The 20,493-nt window shown below is 70.9% G+C and carries 19 protein-coding genes; 14 read left to right on the top strand and 5 right to left on the bottom strand.

From position 1 onward, the window contains the following. Positions 1 to 24: 24 nt before the first annotated feature. The 4 genes from EER34_RS00690 to EER34_RS00675 all read left to right on the top strand — a co-directional run bounded on the left by EER34_RS00690 (position 25) and on the right by EER34_RS00675 (position 6,204). Positions 25 to 855: an aminoglycoside phosphotransferase family protein gene (locus EER34_RS00690; protein WP_127472673.1), complete on the top strand. Its 831-nt coding sequence runs from the start codon at positions 25 to 27 to the stop codon at positions 853 to 855. Next, positions 852 to 2,042 carry a benzoate/H(+) symporter BenE family transporter gene (locus tag EER34_RS00685; protein ID WP_127472672.1) on the top strand — a complete coding sequence of 397 codons (1,191 nt, stop codon included), beginning with the start codon at positions 852 to 854 and terminating at the stop codon, positions 2,040 to 2,042. Before EER34_RS00690 ends, EER34_RS00685 begins: the two co-directional genes overlap by 4 nt. 105 nt (positions 2,043 to 2,147) lie before the next feature. Then, complete coding sequence (locus EER34_RS00680) at positions 2,148 to 3,944, top strand: proline--tRNA ligase (RefSeq protein WP_127472671.1); 1,797 nt, start codon at positions 2,148 to 2,150, stop codon at positions 3,942 to 3,944. 196 nt (positions 3,945 to 4,140) lie between these two features. Further along, positions 4,141 to 6,204: a PhoX family protein gene (locus EER34_RS00675; RefSeq protein WP_240642055.1), complete on the top strand. Its 2,064-nt coding sequence runs from the start codon at positions 4,141 to 4,143 to the stop codon at positions 6,202 to 6,204. Between the two features lie 61 nt (positions 6,205 to 6,265). On the opposite strand, the gene EER34_RS00670 is transcribed toward EER34_RS00675, so the two are convergent. From EER34_RS00670 to EER34_RS00660, 3 genes are all read right to left on the bottom strand, one after another. Continuing rightward, entirely contained in the window at positions 6,266 to 6,793 is a 528-nt protein-coding gene (locus tag EER34_RS00670; protein ID WP_127472669.1) for a pyridoxamine 5'-phosphate oxidase family protein, read from the bottom strand. Between the two features lie 61 nt (positions 6,794 to 6,854). Further along, positions 6,855 to 7,676 carry a DUF1206 domain-containing protein gene (locus EER34_RS00665; RefSeq protein ID WP_127472668.1) on the bottom strand — a complete coding sequence of 274 codons (822 nt, stop codon included), beginning with the start codon at positions 7,674 to 7,676 and terminating at the stop codon, positions 6,855 to 6,857. A gap of 48 nt (positions 7,677 to 7,724) precedes the next feature. Further along, the gene (locus EER34_RS00660) at positions 7,725 to 9,224 is read right to left on the bottom strand and encodes an alanine/glycine:cation symporter family protein (RefSeq protein WP_127472667.1); all 1,500 of its coding nucleotides are present in this window, start codon (positions 9,222 to 9,224) and stop codon (positions 7,725 to 7,727) included. Positions 9,225 to 9,388: 164 nt separating this feature from the next. Between EER34_RS00660 and nusA the strand changes: the two genes are divergently transcribed. From nusA to rbfA, 4 genes are all read left to right on the top strand, one after another. After that, on the top strand, positions 9,389 to 10,378 hold the full coding sequence (gene nusA / locus EER34_RS00655; protein WP_127472666.1) for a transcription termination factor NusA: 990 nt from the start codon (positions 9,389 to 9,391) through the stop codon (positions 10,376 to 10,378). Between the two features lie 32 nt (positions 10,379 to 10,410). Beyond that, on the top strand, positions 10,411 to 10,683 hold the full coding sequence (locus tag EER34_RS00650; protein WP_127472665.1) for a YlxR family protein: 273 nt from the start codon (positions 10,411 to 10,413) through the stop codon (positions 10,681 to 10,683). 77 nt (positions 10,684 to 10,760) lie between these two features. Next, positions 10,761 to 13,559, top strand: coding sequence for a translation initiation factor IF-2 (gene infB, locus EER34_RS00645; RefSeq protein WP_127474216.1), 2,799 nt, complete (start codon positions 10,761 to 10,763; stop codon positions 13,557 to 13,559). A gap of 70 nt (positions 13,560 to 13,629) precedes the next feature. Next, positions 13,630 to 14,121, top strand: a complete 492-nt coding sequence (gene rbfA, locus EER34_RS00640; protein WP_127472664.1) for a 30S ribosome-binding factor RbfA — start codon at positions 13,630 to 13,632, stop codon at positions 14,119 to 14,121. Positions 14,122 to 14,205: 84 nt separating this feature from the next. Here rbfA and EER34_RS00635 read toward each other — a convergent pair whose 3' ends face one another. After that, entirely contained in the window at positions 14,206 to 15,072 is an 867-nt protein-coding gene (locus EER34_RS00635; protein ID WP_127472663.1) for an HhH-GPD family protein, read from the bottom strand. 73 nt (positions 15,073 to 15,145) lie between these two features. Here EER34_RS00635 and EER34_RS00630 point away from each other — a divergent pair, with 73 nt between their 5' ends. Genes EER34_RS00630 through EER34_RS00620 form a run of 3 tightly spaced genes read left to right on the top strand, consistent with a single transcriptional unit; the run spans position 15,146 to position 17,084 of the window. After that, a complete protein-coding gene (locus EER34_RS00630; protein ID WP_127472662.1) occupies positions 15,146 to 15,832 on the top strand; it encodes a nucleoside/nucleotide kinase family protein in 687 nt (228 codons plus the stop codon). Continuing rightward, positions 15,832 to 16,719, top strand: coding sequence for a tRNA pseudouridine(55) synthase TruB (gene truB / locus EER34_RS00625; RefSeq protein ID WP_127472661.1), 888 nt, complete (start codon positions 15,832 to 15,834; stop codon positions 16,717 to 16,719). Before EER34_RS00630 ends, truB begins: the two co-directional genes overlap by 1 nt. Further along, positions 16,716 to 17,084, top strand: coding sequence for a hypothetical protein (locus EER34_RS00620; RefSeq protein WP_127472660.1), 369 nt, complete (start codon positions 16,716 to 16,718; stop codon positions 17,082 to 17,084). Before truB ends, EER34_RS00620 begins: the two co-directional genes overlap by 4 nt. A 9-nt stretch (positions 17,085 to 17,093) precedes the next feature. On the opposite strand, the gene EER34_RS00615 is transcribed toward EER34_RS00620, so the two are convergent. Beyond that, on the bottom strand, positions 17,094 to 18,134 hold the full coding sequence (locus tag EER34_RS00615) for a peptidoglycan DD-metalloendopeptidase family protein (protein ID WP_127472659.1): 1,041 nt from the start codon (positions 18,132 to 18,134) through the stop codon (positions 17,094 to 17,096). Between the two features lie 160 nt (positions 18,135 to 18,294). Here EER34_RS00615 and EER34_RS00610 point away from each other — a divergent pair, with 160 nt between their 5' ends. Genes EER34_RS00610 through EER34_RS17370 form a run of 3 tightly spaced genes read left to right on the top strand, consistent with a single transcriptional unit; the run spans position 18,295 to position 20,470 of the window. Beyond that, complete coding sequence (locus EER34_RS00610) at positions 18,295 to 18,744, top strand: hypothetical protein (RefSeq protein ID WP_127472658.1); 450 nt, start codon at positions 18,295 to 18,297, stop codon at positions 18,742 to 18,744. Further along, positions 18,741 to 19,700: a bifunctional riboflavin kinase/FAD synthetase gene (locus tag EER34_RS00605; protein WP_127472657.1), complete on the top strand. Its 960-nt coding sequence runs from the start codon at positions 18,741 to 18,743 to the stop codon at positions 19,698 to 19,700. Before EER34_RS00610 ends, EER34_RS00605 begins: the two co-directional genes overlap by 4 nt. Then, the gene (locus tag EER34_RS17370; protein WP_164743409.1) at positions 19,697 to 20,470 is read left to right on the top strand and encodes a hypothetical protein; all 774 of its coding nucleotides are present in this window, start codon (positions 19,697 to 19,699) and stop codon (positions 20,468 to 20,470) included. Before EER34_RS00605 ends, EER34_RS17370 begins: the two co-directional genes overlap by 4 nt. The last annotated feature ends 23 nt before the right edge of the window (positions 20,471 to 20,493 follow it).

Here is a 20,493-nt window from a genome sequence, read left to right as displayed (position 1 = left end):
GGTCGCCGCCGCTAGACTCGGGCGATGCCCGCGCTCACCTCGGATCAGACCGCGGTGTTGACGTCGTGGCTCCGTCGGTTCGAGATCGTCGAAGACCTGAGCTGGGGGCAGACGGACACCGTGGTGCTCCACGTCGACACTCCCGACGGGGAGCGCATCGTCAAGGCCGGCGGGCCGGCGAACCACCACATCCTCCGCGAGCTCCAGGCGCACGACGGAGCGACCGACGCGTGGGTCGCGGAGGGCCGCGCCGCCCGGCTCCGGCACGCCGACGCCTCCCGGCGGATCCTGGTGCTGGACTACCTCCCCGGCGTGCTGGCCGGTGCCACCGCCGCGGCGCTCGATCCCGACGTGCACCGTCAGGCGGGGGCTCTGCTGCGGCAGTTCCACGATGAGTCGTCGCATGACGGCGACGCGGCCGAGGAGGCCGCGGCACGCCGAGCCGTCGCGTGGCTCGACTCGCCGCACCGCATCGACGCGGAGACGGAGCGGCGGCTCCGCGAGGCGCTGAGCGCGGCATCCCCCGAGATCCCTCCGGCCGTGCCCACCCACGGCGACTGGCAGCCGCGGAATTGGCTCGTCGACGACGGCGTCGTGCGGGTGATCGACTTCGGGCGGTTCGGACTCCGGTCGGCGGTGACGGACTTCGCGCGTCTCGCGTCGCAGGAGTGGCTCACCAGCCCCGCTGCCGAGCGCGCATTCTTCGAGGGGTACGGCGACGACCCGCGCACGCCCGAGCACTGGCGCCTCGTGCGGCTGCGCGAGGCGATCGGCACTGCGGTGTGGGCGCACCAGGTGGGCGCTGAGGAGTTCGAACGACAAGGGCACCGCATGATCGCGGAGGCGCTGGCATGACCGGGGTCCACGCGACCGACCCGCTGTCCCGGCCGATCACGGCCGGGATCGTGACTGCGCTCGTCGGATTCACGAGCGCGTTCGTCGTCGTGCTGACGGGACTCCGTGCCGTGGGCGCGACGCCTGCGCAGGCGGCGAGCGGGCTCCTGACCGTGTGCGTCACGATGGGGCTCGGCTCGCTCATCCTCGCCTGGAGATACCGGATGCCGATCACCGTCGCGTGGTCGACGCCCGGCGCCGCGCTGCTCGCCGCCACGGGCGTCGTCGAAGGCGGCTGGCCCGCGGCCGTCGGTGCCTTCCTCGTCGTCGGCGCTCTGATCGTGCTGACCGGACTCTGGCCGCACCTCGGACGACTGATCGCCCGCATCCCGCCCTCCATCGCGCAGGCAATGCTCGCCGGGGTGCTGCTGCCGCTCTGCCTCGCACCGGTCACGGGCATCGTGGTCAACCCGTGGGGCGTCGTGCCGGTCGTGCTGACGTGGCTCGTCTTCGCACGCCTCGCGCCCCGCTGGGCGGTGCCGCTCGCGTTCGTCGCGGCCGCGATCGTGGTGGGCGTCTCACTCGCGCAGGAAGGGGCATCCGTCGACCCGGCCCTGCTGCTGCCGCACGTCGAGCTCACGATGCCCGCCTTCACGCTCGGGGCGCTCGTCAGCATCGCGATCCCGCTCTACATCGTCACGATGGCGTCGCAGAACGTGCCCGGTGTCGCGATCATGCGCAGCTTCGGATACGAGGTGCCGTGGCGGCCCGCGATGCTCGTCACCGGGATCGGCACCGCAGTCGGCGCGACGGCCGGCGGCCATGCCATCAACCTCGCGGCCATCAGCGCGGCGCTCGCCGCAGGCCCCGAGGCCGACGCCGACCCGAAGCGGCGGTGGGTGGCCGGCGTGTCCACCGGCGTGGCGAGCCTCGTCCTCGGCGCGGCATCGGCGGCGTTCGCCGCGCTCGTGCTGCTCGCGCCCGAGGCGGTGATCCCGGCGGTCGCCGGAGTGGCGCTGTTCGCGGCGTTCGGCAATGCCGTGCAGCAGGCGATCGACGATCCGGGGGAGCGGATGCCGGCAGTCGTCACGTTTCTCGTCGCAGCGTCCGGCGTCGCGATCCTCGGGGTGAGCGCCGCGTTCTGGGCGCTCGTCGCCGGCCTGGTGGTGCGCACCGTGCTCCATGCGGGGCGGCGTCGCATCTCCTGACGCGCGGGCCGCGGCATCCCACCGCCGATCTCCCTCCCCCGGGGAGCTTCCCGCGAGGACTCGCCCTCGCTCGGCGGCTTCGCCACGCCTCTAGACTTGACCCTCGTGGTCACCCGTCTCTCACACTTCTTCCTCCGCACGCTCCGCGAGGACCCGGCCGACGCCGAGGTCACGAGCCATCGCCTGCTCGTCCGCGCCGGGTACATCCGGCGCAACGCCCCGGGCATCTTCGCGTGGCTGCCGCTGGGCCTGAAGGTCAAGGCGAAGATCGAGAAGGTCATCCGCGACGAGATGGCCGCGGCCGGCGCGTACGAAGTGCACTTCCCCGCCCTGCTGCCCCGTGAGCCCTACGAGGCGTCGGGTCGGTGGGAGTCCTACGGCGACGGAATCTTCCGCCTCCAGGACCGCAAGGGGGCCGACTACCTCCTGGCTCCCACGCACGAGGAGATGTTCACCCTCCTCGTGAAGGACCTGTACTCGTCGTACAAGGACCTGCCGCTGGCGATCTATCAGATCCAGGACAAGTACCGCGACGAGGCCCGTCCCCGCGCCGGCCTCCTGCGGGGCCGCGAGTTCACGATGAAGGACGCGTACTCGTTCGACTACACCGATGAGGGGCTGGATGCCTCGTACCAGCGTCAGCGCGACGCGTACGAGCGCATCTTCCAGACGCTGGGCCTGGAGTACGTCATCGTGCAGGCCGACAACGGGCTCATGGGCGGCGCCCGCTCCGAGGAGTTCCTCCACCCGACCGCGGTGGGCGAGGACACCTTCGTGCGCTCGTCCGGCGGGTACGCGGCGAACGTCGAGGCATACACGACGACGGTGCCCGCGGCGATCCCGTTCGACGGGCTCGGCGACCCGGTGATCTTCGACTCGCCGAACACGCCGACCATCCAGACGCTCGTCGACCACTCCAACGCGCACCTCGACGCTCCCGCGCCCGGTGTCGCCGGTCCCTCGACGGACGGCGTGACGGAGTGGACGGCGGCGCACACGCTCAAGAACGTCGTGCTCGCCCTCACCCACCTCGACGGCACGCGAGAGCTCGTGATCATCGGCGTCCCCGGCGACCGCGACGTCGACGACAAGCGCGTCGAGGTCGCCTTCGCACCCGCCGTCGTCGAGCCGGCGACGGAGGCCGACTTCGAGCGGAACCCGCTGCTGGTCAAGGGGTACATCGGCCCGTGGTCCGAGACCGGCCCGGTCCTCGGCGAGGAGTCGGCAACCGGCATCCGCTACCTGCTCGACCCGCGCGTCGTCGACGGCACGGCGTGGGTCACCGGCGCGAACATCGATGAGAAGCACGTGCACACCCTCGTCGCCGGACGCGACTTCACCGCGGACGGCTTCGTAGAGGTGGCCAGCGTCCGTGCGGGCGACCCGGCGCCGGACGGCTCCGGCCCCGTCGAGCTCGCCCGCGGCATGGAGATCGGACACGTCTTCCAGCTCGGCCGATTCTTCGCCGAGACCCTCGGCCTCAAGGTGCTCGACGAGAACGGCAAGCTCGTCACCGTCACGATGGGCTCGTACGGCATCGGCGTCACCCGCATCCTGGCGATCATCGCCGAGCTCAACAACGACGACAAGGGGCTCATCTGGCCGGCGTCGGTGGCGCCGTTCGACGTGCACGTCGTCGCGACCGGCCGCGAGCCCGTCGTGTTCGACGTCGCCGAGCAGCTGTCGGCGCAGCTCGAGGCATCCGGTCTCGACGTCCTCTACGACGACCGGCCCAAGGTGTCGCCCGGCGTGAAGTTCGGCGACGCGGAGCTCGTCGGCGTGCCGCAGATCGTGATCGTCGGACGCGCCGCGGCCGAGGGCCAGGTCGAGCTGTGGGACCGCCGCACCGGCGACCGCGAGACCGTGACGATCGCCGACGCGGTGGAGCGCCTGCGCCGCTGACCGCAGAACGCGGCAGCGGATGCCGCGACCCAGGTCGCGGCATCGGCGTGTTCGGCGTACCCGGCGGCTGACCGACCCTGCGGACGCCGGGATGAGCGCGTTCTCATCTGGCCGATGCCCGCCGTTCACCTCCGCGTCGCCGCGATGTACCCGCCCGGGACGATGCTGGCGCAGTCGCATCCAGGGAGGGCACATCGTGACCATCATCGAGAACAACCGCCGTTCGCTTCCGCTCGCGGAGCACGCGCGAGGCAAGCGCCTGGGGGTGACCTGCCAGCTGAAGTGCGCGAACGCGTGCACCAGCCCCGAGTGCAACACCTCGGGCAACAAGACCTTCCAGGAGGTGGCGCACGCCGCCCTCTCGCGCCGGGCGCTGCTGGGCCTCGGAGCAGCCGGAGCGGTCGCGATCGCGGTCGGCGCCGCCGGCGGACAGGCGCCCGTCTCGGGGGCCGCCGCCGCAGGCGCCGCAGGACCGGGTGCGGCGTTCGGACGACCCGGCCGCGCCGGTCTCCGGTTCGAGCCGATCGCACCGGTGGCGTCGAGTGTCGACGCGTTCACCGTCCCCGAGGGCTTCACGTGGGAGCCGATCATCCGCTGGGGCGATCCCCTGTTCAAGAGCGCCCCGGCGTTCTCGCTCGCGGCGCAGACGCCCGAGGCGCAGGCGCTCCAGTTCGGCTACAACAGCGACTACCTCGACATCCTCGCCGACCCGAGCGGCAGGACCGGCGTGCTGGTGAACAACCACGAGTACGTCAACCCGAACATCATGTTCCCCCCGACCGCCGATGCTGCAGAGCTCCGCCGCCGCGGCGACATCTACAAGGCCGCGCAGGGCATGTCGGTCGTCGAGATCACCCGCCGCCGCACCGGCGAGCCCTGGTCGTACGTCGTGGGCGGCAGGCGGAACCGCCGGATCACCGTCGAGACGGTCTTCGAGCTGACCGGTCCGGCAGCGGGAAGCGACCTCGTCAAGACGGCGGCCGACCCCGAGGGCCGCTGGGTGCGCGGCACGCTCGGCAACTGCGCCGGTGGCACCACGCCCTGGGGCACGATCCTGTCGGGCGAGGAGAACTTCAACGGCTACTTCGCGTGGGCCGCGAACACACCTGCCCAGAAGCGCTACCAGTCGACCGCGTCCACCTCGACGTCCACCGGGTGGGAGACCTACGACCCGCGCTTCAACGCGCACGATCCCGGCTACGTGAACGAGCCCAACCGATTCGGCTACATCGTCGAGATCGACCCGCAGGACCCCTCGTCCACGCCGCGCAAGCACACAGCGATGGGACGCTTCAAGCACGAGGGCGCGAACGTCATCGTCGCCGAGGACGGCCGCGTGGTCGCCTACATGGGCGACGACGAGCGCAATGACTACCTCTACAAGTTCGTGTCGAAGAACCGGATCTCGGGCTCGCGCAAGAAGAACCTGACGCTCCTCTCGGAGGGCGACCTCTTCGTCGCCAGGTTCTCGGGCGACTCGCCCGCGGCCGAGATCACCGGGACCGGCGCGCTGCCCGCGGACGGGAAGTTCGACGGCCGCGGCATCTGGATCCCGCTCACCAAGAACGGCAGGAGCGTCGTCCCCGGCTTCACGATCGAGGAGGTGCTCGTCCACACCCGCCTCGCGGCCGACGCCGTCGGCGCCACCAAGATGGACCGCCCCGAGGACGTCGAGCCCAACCCGAAGACGGGCAAGGTGTACCTCGCCCTCACGAACAACTCGGCACGGTCGGCGGCGACGCTCGACGAGGCGAACCCGGTCACCGGCAACCGCTACGGCCACGTCATCGAGATGACCGAGACCCGTGGTCAGGCCGGGACGACCTTCGGGTGGAGCATCCTTCTGCTCTGCGGCGATCCCGCCGTCTTCGCGAACTCGTACTTCGCGGGATTCCCGAAGGAGCTCGTCTCGCCGATCTCGTGCCCCGACAACGTCGCGTTCGACTCTGCGGGCAACCTCTGGATCTCGACGGACGGCGCCCCGAGCACGATCGGGTACAACGACGGCCTCTTCCTCGTGCCGCTGACCGGTCCGGACCGCGGTCACGTGCAGCAGTTCCTCTCGGTGCCACGGGACGCCGAGACGTGCGGACCGGTCATCCACGACCGGGAGGGCCTGGTCTTCGTCGCCGTCCAGCACCCCGGCGAGGGCGGCACCGTGGCCGCGCCGACGTCGCTCTTCCCGGACTACGGCTCGAGCGCTCTCGGCGACGTGCCGAACGCCCCACGGCCCTCGGTCGTGCAGGTCTACCGCCGCTGAGCACACCGGCGATCCGAGGGCGGCACCGGCGCGGACCGGTGCCGCCCTCGTCCGCTCGGGCTCAGCAGCTGACGCGGCCGTGGCGCATCATGTCGTCCGGAGTGCCGCGGGTCACCAGGGCCTTCAACATTCCGGCGGCCATCACGACCTTGCCGTGTCGCGGCTCCCAGAATTCGCACTCCGCCGGAGTCACCCGCAGCAGGGCGATCCCCGGCGTGCCCAGCCCGTCCTCGAACCAGATGTCGAGATCGGGGGTGTAGAGCTCCTTCATCATCGCCTCGTCGTGGACGACGACGGCGTGGCCCGCGACGGACACGTACCGGTGGCCCTTGGCGTCGATGTAGGCCAGGCCCACGTCGTGCCCCGGGTCGGCCTGCGCCTCGGCGACCTTCTTGGTGTCGTCGAGGGTGAAGAACCAGATGTCGCCGTCGTCATCCATCCGCCGCGTGCTCATCGGCCTGCTCACGAGGTTCCCGGCGGGGTCCTGCGTCGTGAGCATCGTGAAGTCGATGTCCTCGACGAGCTCCTTCACCCTCGCGATCGCATCGAGGCCGGTGACCTCTTCGGGCTCTGTCTGTGTCTCGGTCATGCTCCGACGCTCCCCGCCGTCGCGGGCGCGCGACAGGGGATTGACAAGACGGATGCCCGCCTCACATCCGCGCGTAGCGAGCGCGGGCCACGGTGAACACGCCGTAGGCGATGAATCCCGCCCCGACGATCCCGACGAGCACCGGGCCGAGGGCGAGGGCGAGCAGGGCATCGATCGCGCCGTCGATGCCGCCGGCGGTCTCGGCATCCGCCCGCATCGCGGCGATGAGCAGCAGCACCCCGACGATCGCGAGGGCCACGCCCTTGGCGACGAACCCGACGACGCCCAGGACCGTCACCGACCGACCCACCGCGCCGTCCGGGATGTCCATGCGGTTGCGGAAGCTGCGGAGGAAGCCCATCGAGATGAACGCGACCCCGCCGATGCCGATGCCGACGCCGATGAGGGCGAGGACGATCGGCCCTCCCGGAACGACCAGCAGGCCGCGGCTGGCGGACTCCGCCGCCTCTTCGGCGTCGGGCCGCGCACCGAGCGCGACGGCGGCGGCGATGACCCCGAGCGCGAGGAAGACGAGCGCCTGGCCCCACTCGGCGGCACGACGCCCCCACTTCCGCGCCGCGCCCTTCACATCGCCCGAGAGATCACGGGCGAGGATGCCCTCGGCGGTATGCCAGAGGCCGAGCGCGCACAGCGCGATCGCGATGAACAACAGGAGCACGAAGCCGAGGGCGGCCCCGGCGACGGCCTTGAGCGCCCCCGCCTGGTCGCCCTCCCCGCGACCGCCCAGCGCGATGACGAGGACGATCACCCCGATCAGGACGTGGACGACTCCGTTCGCGACGTACCCGGCGCGCGCGAACGCCTCGAACACCGCGCTGGACTCCGCCTCGCGGGCGACGGACTTCGCAGCGGGCCCCGGCATGAGGCCAGCCTAGGTCGCCGTGCGCGCACGGCCGGCGGGGTTGCGCGGTCAGGCGTCCTTGTGCAGGTGGTCGCGATGCTTCTCCGACTGCCGCCGCTTCGTCTCCACGTCGATCGGGCCGGTCACCGACAGCTCGTCCTCCCAGAGCTCGATGCCGCGGACGCCGGGCAGGCGGTCCCGTGTGAACACCGGGTCCCGTCCGCTGCGCCTCTGCGCGGTGTAGTCGCTGAGCAGCTTGAAGGCGATCCCCGACAGCAGCGCGATCGCGATGAGATTGGTGAGCGCCATGAGTCCCATGACGCCGTCGGCGAAGCTCCAGACGAGATCGGCGCCCGCGACGGAGCCGGCCAGGACTGCGGCGACGACGAGCAGGCGGTAGCAGACCAGCACCCACGGTCGACGCGTGATGAACTCGATGTTCGACTCGCCGTAGTAGTAGTTGCCGAGGATGGAGGAGAAGGCGAGCAGGAAGATGATGACCGTCAGGACGATGTTCGACCACTCGCCGAGCGTGCTGACGAGTGCGCCCTGAGTGAGCCCGATGCCCTTCGTCGCGTTGGACAGGTCGGGCACCGAGACCAGGATGATGAACGCGGTGATGGTGCAGACGAGGAAGGTGTCGAAGTACACGCCGAGCGTCTGCACCAGGCCCTGCTTGACGGGGTGCGTCACCGCCGCGCTCGCCCCTGCGTTGGGCGCCGAGCCGAGGCCGGCCTCGTTGGAGAACATCCCGCGCCGGACGCCGGTGAGGATGATGTAGCCCAGCGCAGCGCCGACGACTTCGTCGTACCCGAAGGCCGACGTGAAGATCTCCGCGAACACCGCGGGAAGACGGTCGACGTGGAGTGCGACCACCACGAGTCCGAGGAGGAGGTACAGCAGCGCCATCGCGGGTACGAGGGTCTGGGTCACGGAGGCGATGCGGCGCACGCCGCCGAAGACGACGAGAGCCGTGAGAGCGGCGAGCAGCGCACCGACGACCCAGGGGAGCCACGCGCCGGCCTCGCCGACCGTGGCGGTGACGGTGGCCGAGATCGTGTTCGCCTGCAGCGAGCTGAATGCGAACGGGAAGCAGACGATGAGGATCACCGCGAACAGGATGCCCATCCAGCGCGCGCCGAGACCGCGCTGCATGTAATACGCGGGTCCGCCGCGGAACTGGTCGCCGTCGCGCGTCTTGTAGAGCTGGGCGAGCGAGGACTCGATGAAGCTGGAGGCTCCGCCGATGAAGGCCATCACCCACATCCAGAACACCGCGCCCGGTCCGCCTAGCGCGATCGCGGTGCCCACGCCGGCGATGTTGCCGACGCCGACCCGCGATGCGGCTGAGATCGTGAAGGCCTGGAAGGCCGAGACCGACTGCGGCTCGCCGTCCGCGGTCCGGGGGGTCTTATCGGTCAGGGTGCGGAACATCTCCGGCACCAGGCGGAACTGCACCACGCCCGAGCGCACGGTGAAGTAGACGCCGAGGATCACCACCACCGGCAGCACCACCCAGGTCCACAGGTTGTCGCCCCACGTCACCAGCCACTCGTTCACGGAATCCATGCGCTCAGTATGGCCGGGTGCCCTCGCCGCGCACAGCAGCGCCGCCGGTGGTCTTCCCGTCCGCGCCGCCAGGCTGTTCCCAGCGTCGGCGGCTGTGGCATCCGGTAACGTTAGAGGGTTCCGGCGGCTGGATGCGTCGGTGAGAGCTGAATACGGAGGCCAGAGTGGACATCGATCTCGGATTGCTGCGGACCGTCGAGCGTGAGAAGGAGATCCCCTTCGACGAACTCGTGAGGATCATCGAGCAGGCGATTCTGACGGCCTACGCCAAGCACACTTCGCCCACGGGCGAGCTTCCCGAAGGCGCGCGTGCCGAGCTGGACCGCAAGACCGGCCACGTCGCCGTGTTCATCCCACTCGTCGACGACGAGGGCGCCGTCATCGGCGAAGAGGAGAGCACGCCCGAGGACTTCGGCCGCATCGCGGCCTTCGCCGCGAAGCAGGTCATCAGCCAGCGCCTGCGCGACATCGCCGACGACGCGGTGCTGGGCGAGTTCCGCGGCAAGGAGGGCGACATCGTCGCCGGCGTCGTGCAGCAGGGACCCAACCCCCGCATGGTCCACGTCGACCTCGGCAGCGTCGAGGCGATCCTTCCCCCCGAGGAGCAGGTCGCAGGCGAGGAGTACGCTCACGGATCGCGCCTGCGCGTGTACGTGACGTCGGTGTCGAAGGGCACCAAGGGGCCTCAGATCACGGTGTCGCGCACGCACCCGGGGCTGGTTCGCAAGCTGTTCGCGCTCGAGGTGCCCGAGATCGCGGCGGGTCTCGTCGAGATCGTGTCGCTCGCGCGCGAGGCCGGACACCGCAGCAAGATCGCGGTCAAGGCCAACGACCCGACGATCAACGCCAAGGGCGCCTGCATCGGCGAGCTCGGCCGTCGCGTCCGCGCCGTCACGGAGGAGCTCAGCGGCGAGAAGATCGACATCGTCGACTACGACCCCGAGCTCGCGAAGTTCGTCGCGAACGCCCTGTCGCCGGCGAAGGTCACGTCGAGCTTCATCCTGGATGCCTCGAGCAAGGCCGTCCGCGCCCTGGTGCCCGACTATCAGCTCTCGCTCGCGATCGGCAAGGAGGGCCAGAACGCACGTCTGGCCGCCAAGCTGACCGGCGCGAAGATCGACATCCAGCCCGACAGCATCCTCGAAGAGGGCTGAGCCGGAGCGGGCCCGCAGCCGCTGGGTGTAAGATGGATGCCGTACGAACGTGCGTCGGATGCCGCACGCGTGCTCCCCGGTCCTCCCTCCTCAGGGTGGTCTCCATCGATTCCGTCCTCGTCCTCGACGAGCGTGCGGTGATGCCGGGACGAGGCGCGTGGGTGCATGAGACGAACGAATGCGTGGATGCCGCGATCCGGCGCCGCGCCTTCGTGCGGGCATTGCGTGTGTCAGGCCCGCTTGACACGCAGACCATCGAGAAACGGCTGAATGGCTATGGAAACAAAGTGAACGGCTCGAAATGAGTCCCGTCCGCGACTAACGGTCTGCCCTGCCTGGGTGGACCCCAGACAGGAGAATTGTGGCAAACGCCAAACCACGCGTGCACGAGATCGCGTCCGAACTCGGCGTCGACAGCAAGGTCGCCCTTGCGAAGCTCAAGGAGCTCGGCGAGTTCGTGAAGAGCCCGTCGTCCACCATCGAGCCCCCCGTGGCTCGCAAGCTCCGTGCCGCCCTCGAGGCGGACGGAAGCGCGAAGCCGGCCGGTGACGCCAAGCCGGCTGCTCCGGCGCGCCCCGCCGGCCGTCCCGGCCCGGCACGCCCGGCCGCCCCGTCGGCTCCGGCTCCGGCCGCTCCCGCGGCGCCCGCCGCACCTGCGGCTCCCGCAGCGAAGACTCCGGCCCCCGCTCCGACTCCGGCACCCGCACCGGCCCCCGCCGAGGCGCCCGCCGCTCCCGCTGCGGCTGCCCCTGAGGCTCCCGCTGCCCCGGCGGCTCCCGCCGAGACGGCGCCCTCCGCCGGCCCGAAGCCCGGTGCGCCCACCCCCGGCGGCCCGAAGCCCGGCGGCGCGGCTCCGCGTCCCGGCAACAACCCCTTCGCCTCCTCGCAGGGCATGGGTCAGCGTCCCGCCGGCCCGCGTCCGGGCAACAACCCCTTCGCGTCGGCGCAGGGCATGGGCCAGCGCCCGACGCCCGGCAACATCCCGCGTCCCCAGGCTCCGCGTCCCGGCGCCCCTCGTCCCGGCGCTCCGCGTCCGGGCGGCGCGGGTCGTCCCGGCGGCGGCGGCGGCCGTCCCGGCGCTCCGTTCCAGCAGCGTCCCGGCGGTCCCGGTCGTCCCGGCGGCGCCGGCGGCGGGTTCCAGCGTCCCGGCGGCGCTCCCGGTGGAGCGCCTGCGGGCGGCTTCGCGGGTCGTCCCGGCGGCGGCGGCGGTCGTGGCCGTGGCCCCGGCGGTGGCACCGCGGGTGCCTTCGGCAAGGGCGGCGGCAAGTCGAAGCAGCGCAAGTCGCGTCGTGCCAAGCGGCAGGAATTCGAGATGCGGTCGGCGCCGGTCGTCGGCGGCGTCAACGTCTCGCGCGGCAACGGCGAGATCATCCGCATGCGCCGCGGCGCATCGATCGCCGACTTCGCGGACAAGATCGAGGCCATCACGGGCTACACCGTGCAGCCCGGCACGCTCGTCACGATCCTCTTCAACCTCGGCGAGATGGCCACGGCCACCGAGTCGCTGGACGAGGCGACGTTCGAGGTGCTCGGCGCCGAGCTCGGCTACAAGATCCAGATGGTCTCGCCCGAGGACGAGGACAAGGAGCTCCTCGAGGGCTTCGGTCTCGACCTCGACGCCGAGCTGGAGGCCGAGAGCGAGGACGACCTCGAGATCCGTCCGCCGGTCGTGACCGTCATGGGTCACGTCGACCACGGTAAGACCCGACTGCTCGACGCCATCCGCCAGACCAACGTGGTCGCGGGCGAGGCCGGCGGCATCACGCAGCACATCGGTGCGTACCAGGTCTGGACCGAGCACGACGGCATCGAGCGCGCGATCACCTTCATCGACACCCCGGGCCACGAGGCGTTCACCGCCATGCGCGCCCGTGGTGCGCAGGTCACCGACCTCGCGATCCTCGTGGTCGCCGCCGACGACGGCATCATGCCGCAGACGGTTGAGGCGCTGAACCACGCCCAGGCGGCGAACGTGCCGATCGTGGTCGCGGTCAACAAGGTGGACAAGCCCGACGCCAACCCCGCCAAGGTGCGCCAGCAGCTCACCGAGTACGGTCTGGTCGCCGAGGAGTACGGCGGCGACGTGATGTTCGTGGACGTCTCGGCTCGCCAGAACACCGGCATCCAGGAGCTCCTCGACGCCGTCCTGCTGACGGCCGACGCGGGTCTCGACCTCACGGCGAACCCGAACAAGGACGCCCGCGGTGTCGCGATCGAAGCCAAGCTCGACAAGGGCCGCGGTGCCGTCGCGACGGTGCTCATCCAGTCCGGAACGCTTCGCGTCGGCGACGCGATCGTGGCCGGCACGGCCTACGGCCGCGTGCGCGCCATGGCGGACGAGAACGGCGACCCGGTCCTCGAGGCCGCGCCCTCGCGTCCGGTCCAGGTGCAGGGTCTCAACTCGGTGCCGCGCGCCGGCGACACGTTCATCGTGACCGAGGAGGACCGCACGGCCCGCCAGATCGCCGAGAAGCGCGAAGCAGCCGAGCGCAACGCCCAGCTGGCCAAGGCCCGCAAGCGCATCTCGCTCGAGGACTTCACCCGTGCTCTCGAGGAGGGCAAGGTCGAGTCGCTCAACCTCATCATCAAGGGTGACGTGTCGGGTGCCGTCGAGGCCCTCGAGGAGTCGCTCCTCAAGATCGAGGTCGACGACTCCGTGCAGCTGCGCATCATCCACCGCGGTGTGGGTGCCATCACCGAGTCGGATGTGAACCTGGCGACGATCGACAACGCGATCATCATCGGCTTCAACGTCCGTCCCGACACGAAGGCGCGCGAGCGCGCCTCGCGTGAGGGCGTCGACACCCGCTTCTACTCGGTCATCTACAACGCGATCGACGACGTGGAGCAGTCGCTCAAGGGCCTGCTCAAGCCCGAGTACGAAGAGGTCCAGTCCGGCGTGGCCGAGATCCGCGAGGTGTTCCGCTCCTCGAAGTTCGGCAACATCGCCGGTGTCATCGTCCGCAGCGGAACGATCACGCGCAACGCCAAGGCGCGGGTCATCCGCGACGGCGTGGTCCTCGCCGACGGTCTGGCCATCGAGTCGCTGCGCCGGTTCAAGGACGACGTCACCGAGGTCCGCACGGACTTCGAGGCGGGTATCGGCCTCGGCAAGTACAACGACATCCAGATCGGCGACGAGATCGAGACCACCGAGATGGTCGAGAAGCCTCGCGGCTGATCGCAACCGGTGAGGGGCGCCACGGTGCGCAACGGCGGCGTGCGCCCCTCACCTGTCGAAAGGAACGGACATGGCCGGCGAACGTCAGGCACGTCTGGGTGACCGCATCCGCGTGATCCTCGCCGAAAGGCTCGAGAAGGGTCTGCGCGACCCCCGACTCGGATTCGTCACGATCACGGATGTGCGCGTGACGGGCGATCTGCAGCATGCGTCGGTGTTCTTCACGGTGCTCGGCACCGCAGAGGAGCGCGAGGCATCGGCGGCGGCTCTTCGGTCGGCGACCGGGATGCTGCGCTCCGAGGTGGGCAAGCACCTCAACGTGCGCCTCACCCCGTCGCTCGAGTTCATCCCCGATGCGATCCCCGAGAACGCCGATCACATCGCGGACCTCCTCCGCGAGGCCCGCGAGCGCGATCAGGCCGTCGCGGGGCTCGCCTTCTCGGCGACGTACGCCGGCGACGCCGATCCGTACGTCAAGCCGCGCGAGTTCGAGGCCGAGGACGCGGACGAGGTCGATCTCGACCTCGATGCCGAGCCGGCCGCGGAGCGCGACCAGGCCTGAGCGCCCGCAGCAACCACGCCGCGAGGGCAGGATGATCCGCACCACGGATCTGTCCTGCCCTCGCGTTTGCGCGGTGCGAGCTCGTCAGCGGGGCAGCCGCAGCGTGCCGCCGGATGCCTCGGCCAGTCCATCGGCGATGAGCGAGTCGACGGCTCGGTCGCGCTGCAGCGGGTCCGGCCAGTCGGGCAGGACATCGGCGAGGGCGACGGCGTGGGCCGCGGCATCCCGGAGCAGCTTCAGCACCGCCCCGCGGGCCTGACGATCGCTGCCCTCGTAGCGCGCCTGGCGGCGGCGCTCGTCTCCCGTGTCGGGGTAGCCTCCGGCGCGCCACGCGCACCGGTCCGCGATCGGACAGTCCTCGCACCTGGGCGCCCGCGCTGTGCAGACGGTCGCGCCCAGCTCCATCGCCGCGGCGTTCACCACGGCCGACTCGGCGTCGCCGGCCGGCAGGATCGCGTCCATCGCCGCGAGGTCGCGCCGCGCCGGGGGGCCCGGCTGCGAACGGCCGTCGACGGCGCGGGCGAGAACGCGCCGGGTGTTGGTGTCGACGACAGGATGCCGGTCGCCGTACGCGAAGACCGCGACCGCGCGGGCGGTGTAGTCGCCGATGCCGGTGAGAGCGAGGAGGGCGTCCACGTCGCGCGGAACGACGCCGTCGTGCCGGTCGCGGATCTCGACCGCGGCTCGGTGCAGCCACAGCGCGCGACGGGGGTAGCCCAGGTTCGCCCATTGGCGCACGGCGTCGGCCGGAGCATCCGCCGCCAGCGCAGCCGGGGTCGGCCAGCGCACGAGCCATGCCTCCAGATGCGGGACGACGCGGCTCACCGGCGTCTGCTGGAGCATGAACTCGCTCACCAGGGTGCCCCACGCGCCGAACCCGGGCCGACGCCACGGGAGATCTCGCGCGTGATCGCGATACCACGCGATGAGCGGGGCGGCGAGGTCGGGCACGCGTTCGAGCCTAGGCGGCCCGGCGACGTGCCGGGGCGGGTTCCGCCCGCCCGCCCGGCCGTAGGCTGGATGCATGCGTCTGCCGATCACCCCCGCCACCACGCTGTGGCGCGAACTCCGCGACGAGGTGCGGCACCTCTATGGCGGCGGGCGCGTCATCGTCGCCGTCGACGGTCGCGACGGCGCGGGCAAGTCGACCTTCGCCGACGGTCTGGCCGAGGTGTTCGCGGAGGCCGGTTCGGCGGTCTACCGCGCGAGCATCGACGGTTTCCACCGTCCGCGGGCGGAGCGGTACGCACGCGGGCGCCGCAGTCCAGACGGCTTCTACCGTGACTCGTACGACTACGCGACGTTCCGACGGGTGCTCATCGACCCTTTCCTGGACGGCGTGCAGACCTCCGGAGCGGCCGGATTCCAGCTGGCGGCGTTCGACGTCGTGCGCGACGCGCCCGTCGAGTCGCAGTGGGTAACGGCGCCCCGCGACGCGGTGCTCGTCGTCGACGGGATCTTCCTCCACCGGCCGGAGCTGCGTGCCCTGTGGCACTGGTCGGTGTGGCTCGACGTCCCCGAGACCGTGGCGTTCGCGCGCATGGCGATCCGAGACGGCAGCGACCCCGACCCCGCGGCGCCCGCGAACGCCCGGTACCGCGAAGGGCAGGAGATCTACGTCCGCGATGCGCGGCCGGAGCTCGCAGCATCCGCCATCGTCGACAACAGCGACCTCGCCGAGCCTCGTCGCGTCTACCGGGACTTCTGCTGATGGCGGCTCCCGGCATCCTCCTCGTCGACAAGTCCGGAGGCATGACCTCGCACGATGTCGTCGCGCGTGCGCGGCGTGCGCTGGGCACGCGCAAGATCGGCCACGCCGGCACCCTCGACCCGATGGCCACCGGCCTGCTCGTGCTCGGCGTCGAGGGCGCCACACGGCTGCTGACGTTCGTCGTGGGCCTCGACAAGACGTACGAGGCGACGATCCGTCTCGGCGTCGCGACCGACACCGACGACGCCGACGGCCAGGCGGTGTCGTCGGCGGATGCCTCGTCGCTCGTGCCGTCGCGCATCGTCGACGAGATCACGAAGCTGACCGGTCGCATCTCGCAGGTGCCGAGCACGTACTCGGCGATCAAGGTCGACGGCCGTCGCGCCTACGACCTCGCTCGCGCGGGAGAGCAGGTCGAGCTGAAGGCGCGGGAGGTGACCGTGTCGCGCTTCGACGTCGTCGCGGAGCGACGGGAGGGGGCCGTCGTCGACCTCGACGTCGTCGTCGACTGCACGAGCGGAACGTACATCCGCTCGCTCGCCCGCGACCTCGGAGCGGCACTCGGAGTCGGAGGGCACCTCACGGCGCTCCGCCGCACCCGGATCGGGCCCTTCGAGGTCGCCGGTGCCGCCCCCGCGGATGCTGTCGCCGACGCGCCGCTGCTCACCCCCGCCGTCGCGGCGACGGCGGTGCTCGGGCGCCTCGACGTGTCCGCGGACGAGGCCAGGGACCTCCGCCACGGCAAGCGCCTCGCAGGGGCGGCCGACCGGCTGGAGGCGAACCCGACCGCGGCGATCGATCCCACCGGCGTCCTCGTCGGCGTGGTGGAGAAGCGCGGCGACGATGTGAAGAGCGCCATGAACATGCCCGAGGAGGCCGCCCGATGATCCTGTGGTTCACGATCGTCCTGATCGTCGTGGCCGTCGCCGCCGGACTGGTGTGCATCGTCGCCGGACTCGCCGGTCGCCGCCCGAGCGACCTCACTGTCGGCGCCCTCGCTCTGATCGAGCTGCTCCTGGTCGCCCAGATCGTCATCGCCGTCATCGCGCCGCTGGCGGGGAACCCGCCCACCGGGAGCGCGCTGGAGTTCTGGGTCTATCTCGTGTCTGCGGCGCTCCTGCCCGTGGCGGGGGTCGGCTGGGCGCTCGTCGAACGCAGCCGGTGGAGCACGGTGATCATGGGGATCGCCGCCCTCGCCGTCGCCGTCATGGTGTGGCGCATGCACGTGATCTGGACGGTCCAGCTCGCGTGACGTCGTCGCTCAGCGCTTGACGATGTAGGCGGAGTGCACCCAGCCGGTCTTGCCGAGGTAGACGACCTTCCGCCAGACGCCGCTCGACGCCAGGATGGCGCCGACGTTCGCGCCCTGCGGGATCAGGAGGATGCGAGGCGCTGCCGTCGACGGGGTCGTCCGCAGGTTCAGGAGAGCGGTGGTCTTGTACGTGGAGGTGACGGCGGGGGCCGGTGCCGGGGCCGGCGCCGGGGCGGCCGGCTTCACCGATGTCACGTAGCTCGAGGAGACCCATCCCGACGCGCCGCCGATGGTGACCGGGATGAACCCCGACGTGACCCGTCCAGGGACATGGACCATGCCGGTCCCCTTCGGGAGCAGGCGCAGCGTCGGGTGCGACGTCGACGGTCCGGTGCGGAAGTTCACGCTCGTCGTGGTGTAGTACGTGCACGTGGCGGGCGCGGGCTTCGCCGTGACCTGGGTCGCGCCCGCGTACAGGTCGACACCGCGCGCCTTGAGGAACGTCGCGGGGTTCTCGGCCGCGGCGGAGCTCGCGCCGGTGCGCCAGAGCTCGAGGTGCAGATGGTTCCCCGACGAGACGCCGCTGCTGCCCACCTCGCTGATGCGCTGTCCCGCGGTCACTGTCTGTCCGACCTTGACGCGCGTCGTCGCCGACCAGATGTGCATGTACTTCGAGGTGTACGTCACGCCGCCGATCGAATGCCGCACCGCGATGTAGCCGGCGCGCGAGGTTGTGCCGCTCACGGTGGCGGTGACGACTCCGGGCGCGATCGAGTAGATGGGTGTCCCCGCCTTGGCGGCGAGGTCGACGCCGTAGTGGTAGGTCGACGCGCCGGGCAGCGGGATGCAGCGCGGGCCGAAGTACGACGACACGACGTACGTCTTCGCCGCCACCGGTGACCGGAATGTCATGGCCGCCGCGGTCGCGACGGAGGTGGCCGGCGTGAGCGCCCGAGGTTTCGGCGCGGCGATCGCCGAGGGCGCGAAACCGCCGACGACGAGGGCGGCGGCCGTGATGGTCGCCAGGCAGGCGGAACGGATCGATCGCATGATGTGTTCTTCGCAGTGAGGGCGGACAGAGATGCGGTTCGGGTTCCGTGCTGTGAATGCTGTCACTTATCGGGGCGCCTGTCCACCATTGGGACTGGTGTGACGTATGGGATTCGGATGCGGCCGACGGTTTCGGCGCCGCAACTAAGATTGAGACGCCATGACACCCCCCGCCCGTCCCCGCCGCCGCATGACCGGAATCGGCCGAGTTCTCGTCGTCGTCTACGCGATCATGGCGCTCGCCGCCACCGGCCGCTCCTTCGTCCAGATCGTCCAGCGCTTCGACGAGGCCCCGCTCGCCTACACGCTCTCGGCGATCTCGGCCGTCGTCTACATCGTCGCGACTCTGGCCCTCGTCTTCGCGGGGTCACGCGGCTGGTATCTGGTGGCGTGGATCGCCATCGTGTTCGAGCTCGTGGGCGTTCTCGTGATCGGCACCCTGACGTTCGTGCTCCCCGAGCTCTTCGCCCACCATACGGTGTGGTCGTGGTTCGGCAGCGGATACCTCTTCGTGCCCCTCGTGCTGCCGTTCTTCGGACTCTGGTGGCTCGTCACGCACCGTCCGGCGGATCCGGTCGCCGTCGCCGAGCCGGCGGCGGTCGCGTCGTGATCGTCTTCCACGATCCTGCGGAGGTGCCCGCGGGATTCGGTCCTTCGGTCGTCGCCATCGGCAAGTTCGACGGCGTCCACACCGGTCACCGCGCGGTGATCGACCGGGCACGGGTGGACGCCGCTACCGGCGGCGCGCGCGTGGTGGCGGTCACGTTCGACCGCAATCCGCTGGCGCTCCTGCGCCCCGAGCTCTGTCCCGAGAACCTCATCGGGGTGCACCAGAAGCTCCAGCTCCTCGCCGAGACGGGCGTCGACGCCACGCTGATGCTGCGGTTCGACCAGGAGCTGGCCGACCTCTCCGCCCGCGAGTTCGTCGAGCACGTGCTCGTCGGAGCGCTCGAGGTGCGGACGGTGCTCGTCGGACTCGACTTCCGGTTCGGCCGCGGGGGAGCGGGCGACCCCGAGCTCCTCGCGGAGCTCGGCCGCGAGTTCGGCTTCGACGTCGATGTGGTCGACGACGTGCGCGCGATCGAGGCCGGAAGACGCGTGTCGTCGTCGTGGATCCGGGAACTGCTGTCGGCGGGCGACGTCGAGACCGCGGCGAAGCTGCTCGGGCGCGCACCGTCTGTATGGGGCGAGGTCGTGCACGGGCTGAAGCGGGGCCGCGAGCTGGGCTTCCCCACGGCGAACCTCGCGGCGGATTGCGAGGGATTCGTCCCGGCCGACGGGGTCTACGCCGGCTGGCTCATCGACGAGTCGCCCGCCGAGGGGCTGCGCACCGGCATCCGCTATCCGGCTGCGATCAGCGTCGGCACCAACCCGACGTTCGATGACGTGCCGGTCCGGCAGGTCGAGGCGTACGTGCTGGACGAGACGGGTCTCGACCTGTACGGCCACCGCGTCGAGATCCGATTCACGGCCAGGATCCGCGGTATGGTCGCGTTCGAAGGCATCGACGCCCTCGCCGTGCAGATCGCCGACGATGTGGCGGAGGTCCGGAGGATCCTGACATGAACGAGGCCGATCACCGCACACGCCGCCCAGGACGCGGGCTTCGGCGGGTGATCGTCGCCATCGCGATCGTGTCGTTCGCCATCGCCGCGATCAGCGGCATCGTGGTCCTCCTCGGCGCCGACATCGGCGACACCGGATGGCGGGTGCTCGCCTCGACGGCGATCATCGGCGCGTTCAGCATCGCCGTGCTCTGCTGCGCGTCGCTCATCGGCCGGCGACTGCAGGCCTTCGGAGTCGCCGGCGCGGTGATCGCGATCCTCGCCGCCGGGCTCTCGGTGTGGTTCGTCTGGTACCGCGGTCCGAGCGACGACGCCGCGTGGTGGGAGCCGCTGCTCAAGGTGCTCATGACGCTGATCGCGGCATCCGTCGCCTTCGCGCTCGCGTCGCTCCTGCTGCTGCTCGCGGACCGTCGACGGCCCGCGGTGCGGATCAGCCTGACGATCACGCTCGCACTGTTCGCCGTGGTGCTCGGGCTCATCGTCTACAACATCTGGCGTCCGGCGGAGATCGACTACGAGGTGTACCAGCGCTGGATCGGGATCACGTCGATCCTCGCGGCGCTCGGCGCCGTGGTCGTGCCCGTGATCTCGATCTTCCTGCGCGACTCCGATGCCGCCGTCACGCTCTCGCCCATCGCGGTGGCGAGGCTCGAAGAGGAGGCCGCCCGACGCGGGCTCGCGCCGGACGCGCTCGTCGACGTCCTGCTCGCGGAGGCATCGCCCGCGGGGCCGCCCATCGCCGATCCGGAGCCCGCAGGCACCGAGCCGTAGACCGCTCCGGCCGTCGCCTCTAC

Origin of the sequence: Microbacterium sulfonylureivorans, assembly GCF_003999995.1 — a bacterium.
Taxonomy (GTDB): Bacteria; Actinomycetota; Actinomycetes; order Actinomycetales; family Microbacteriaceae; genus Microbacterium; species Microbacterium sulfonylureivorans.
This window is presented reverse-complemented; position numbering and strand designations above follow the sequence as displayed.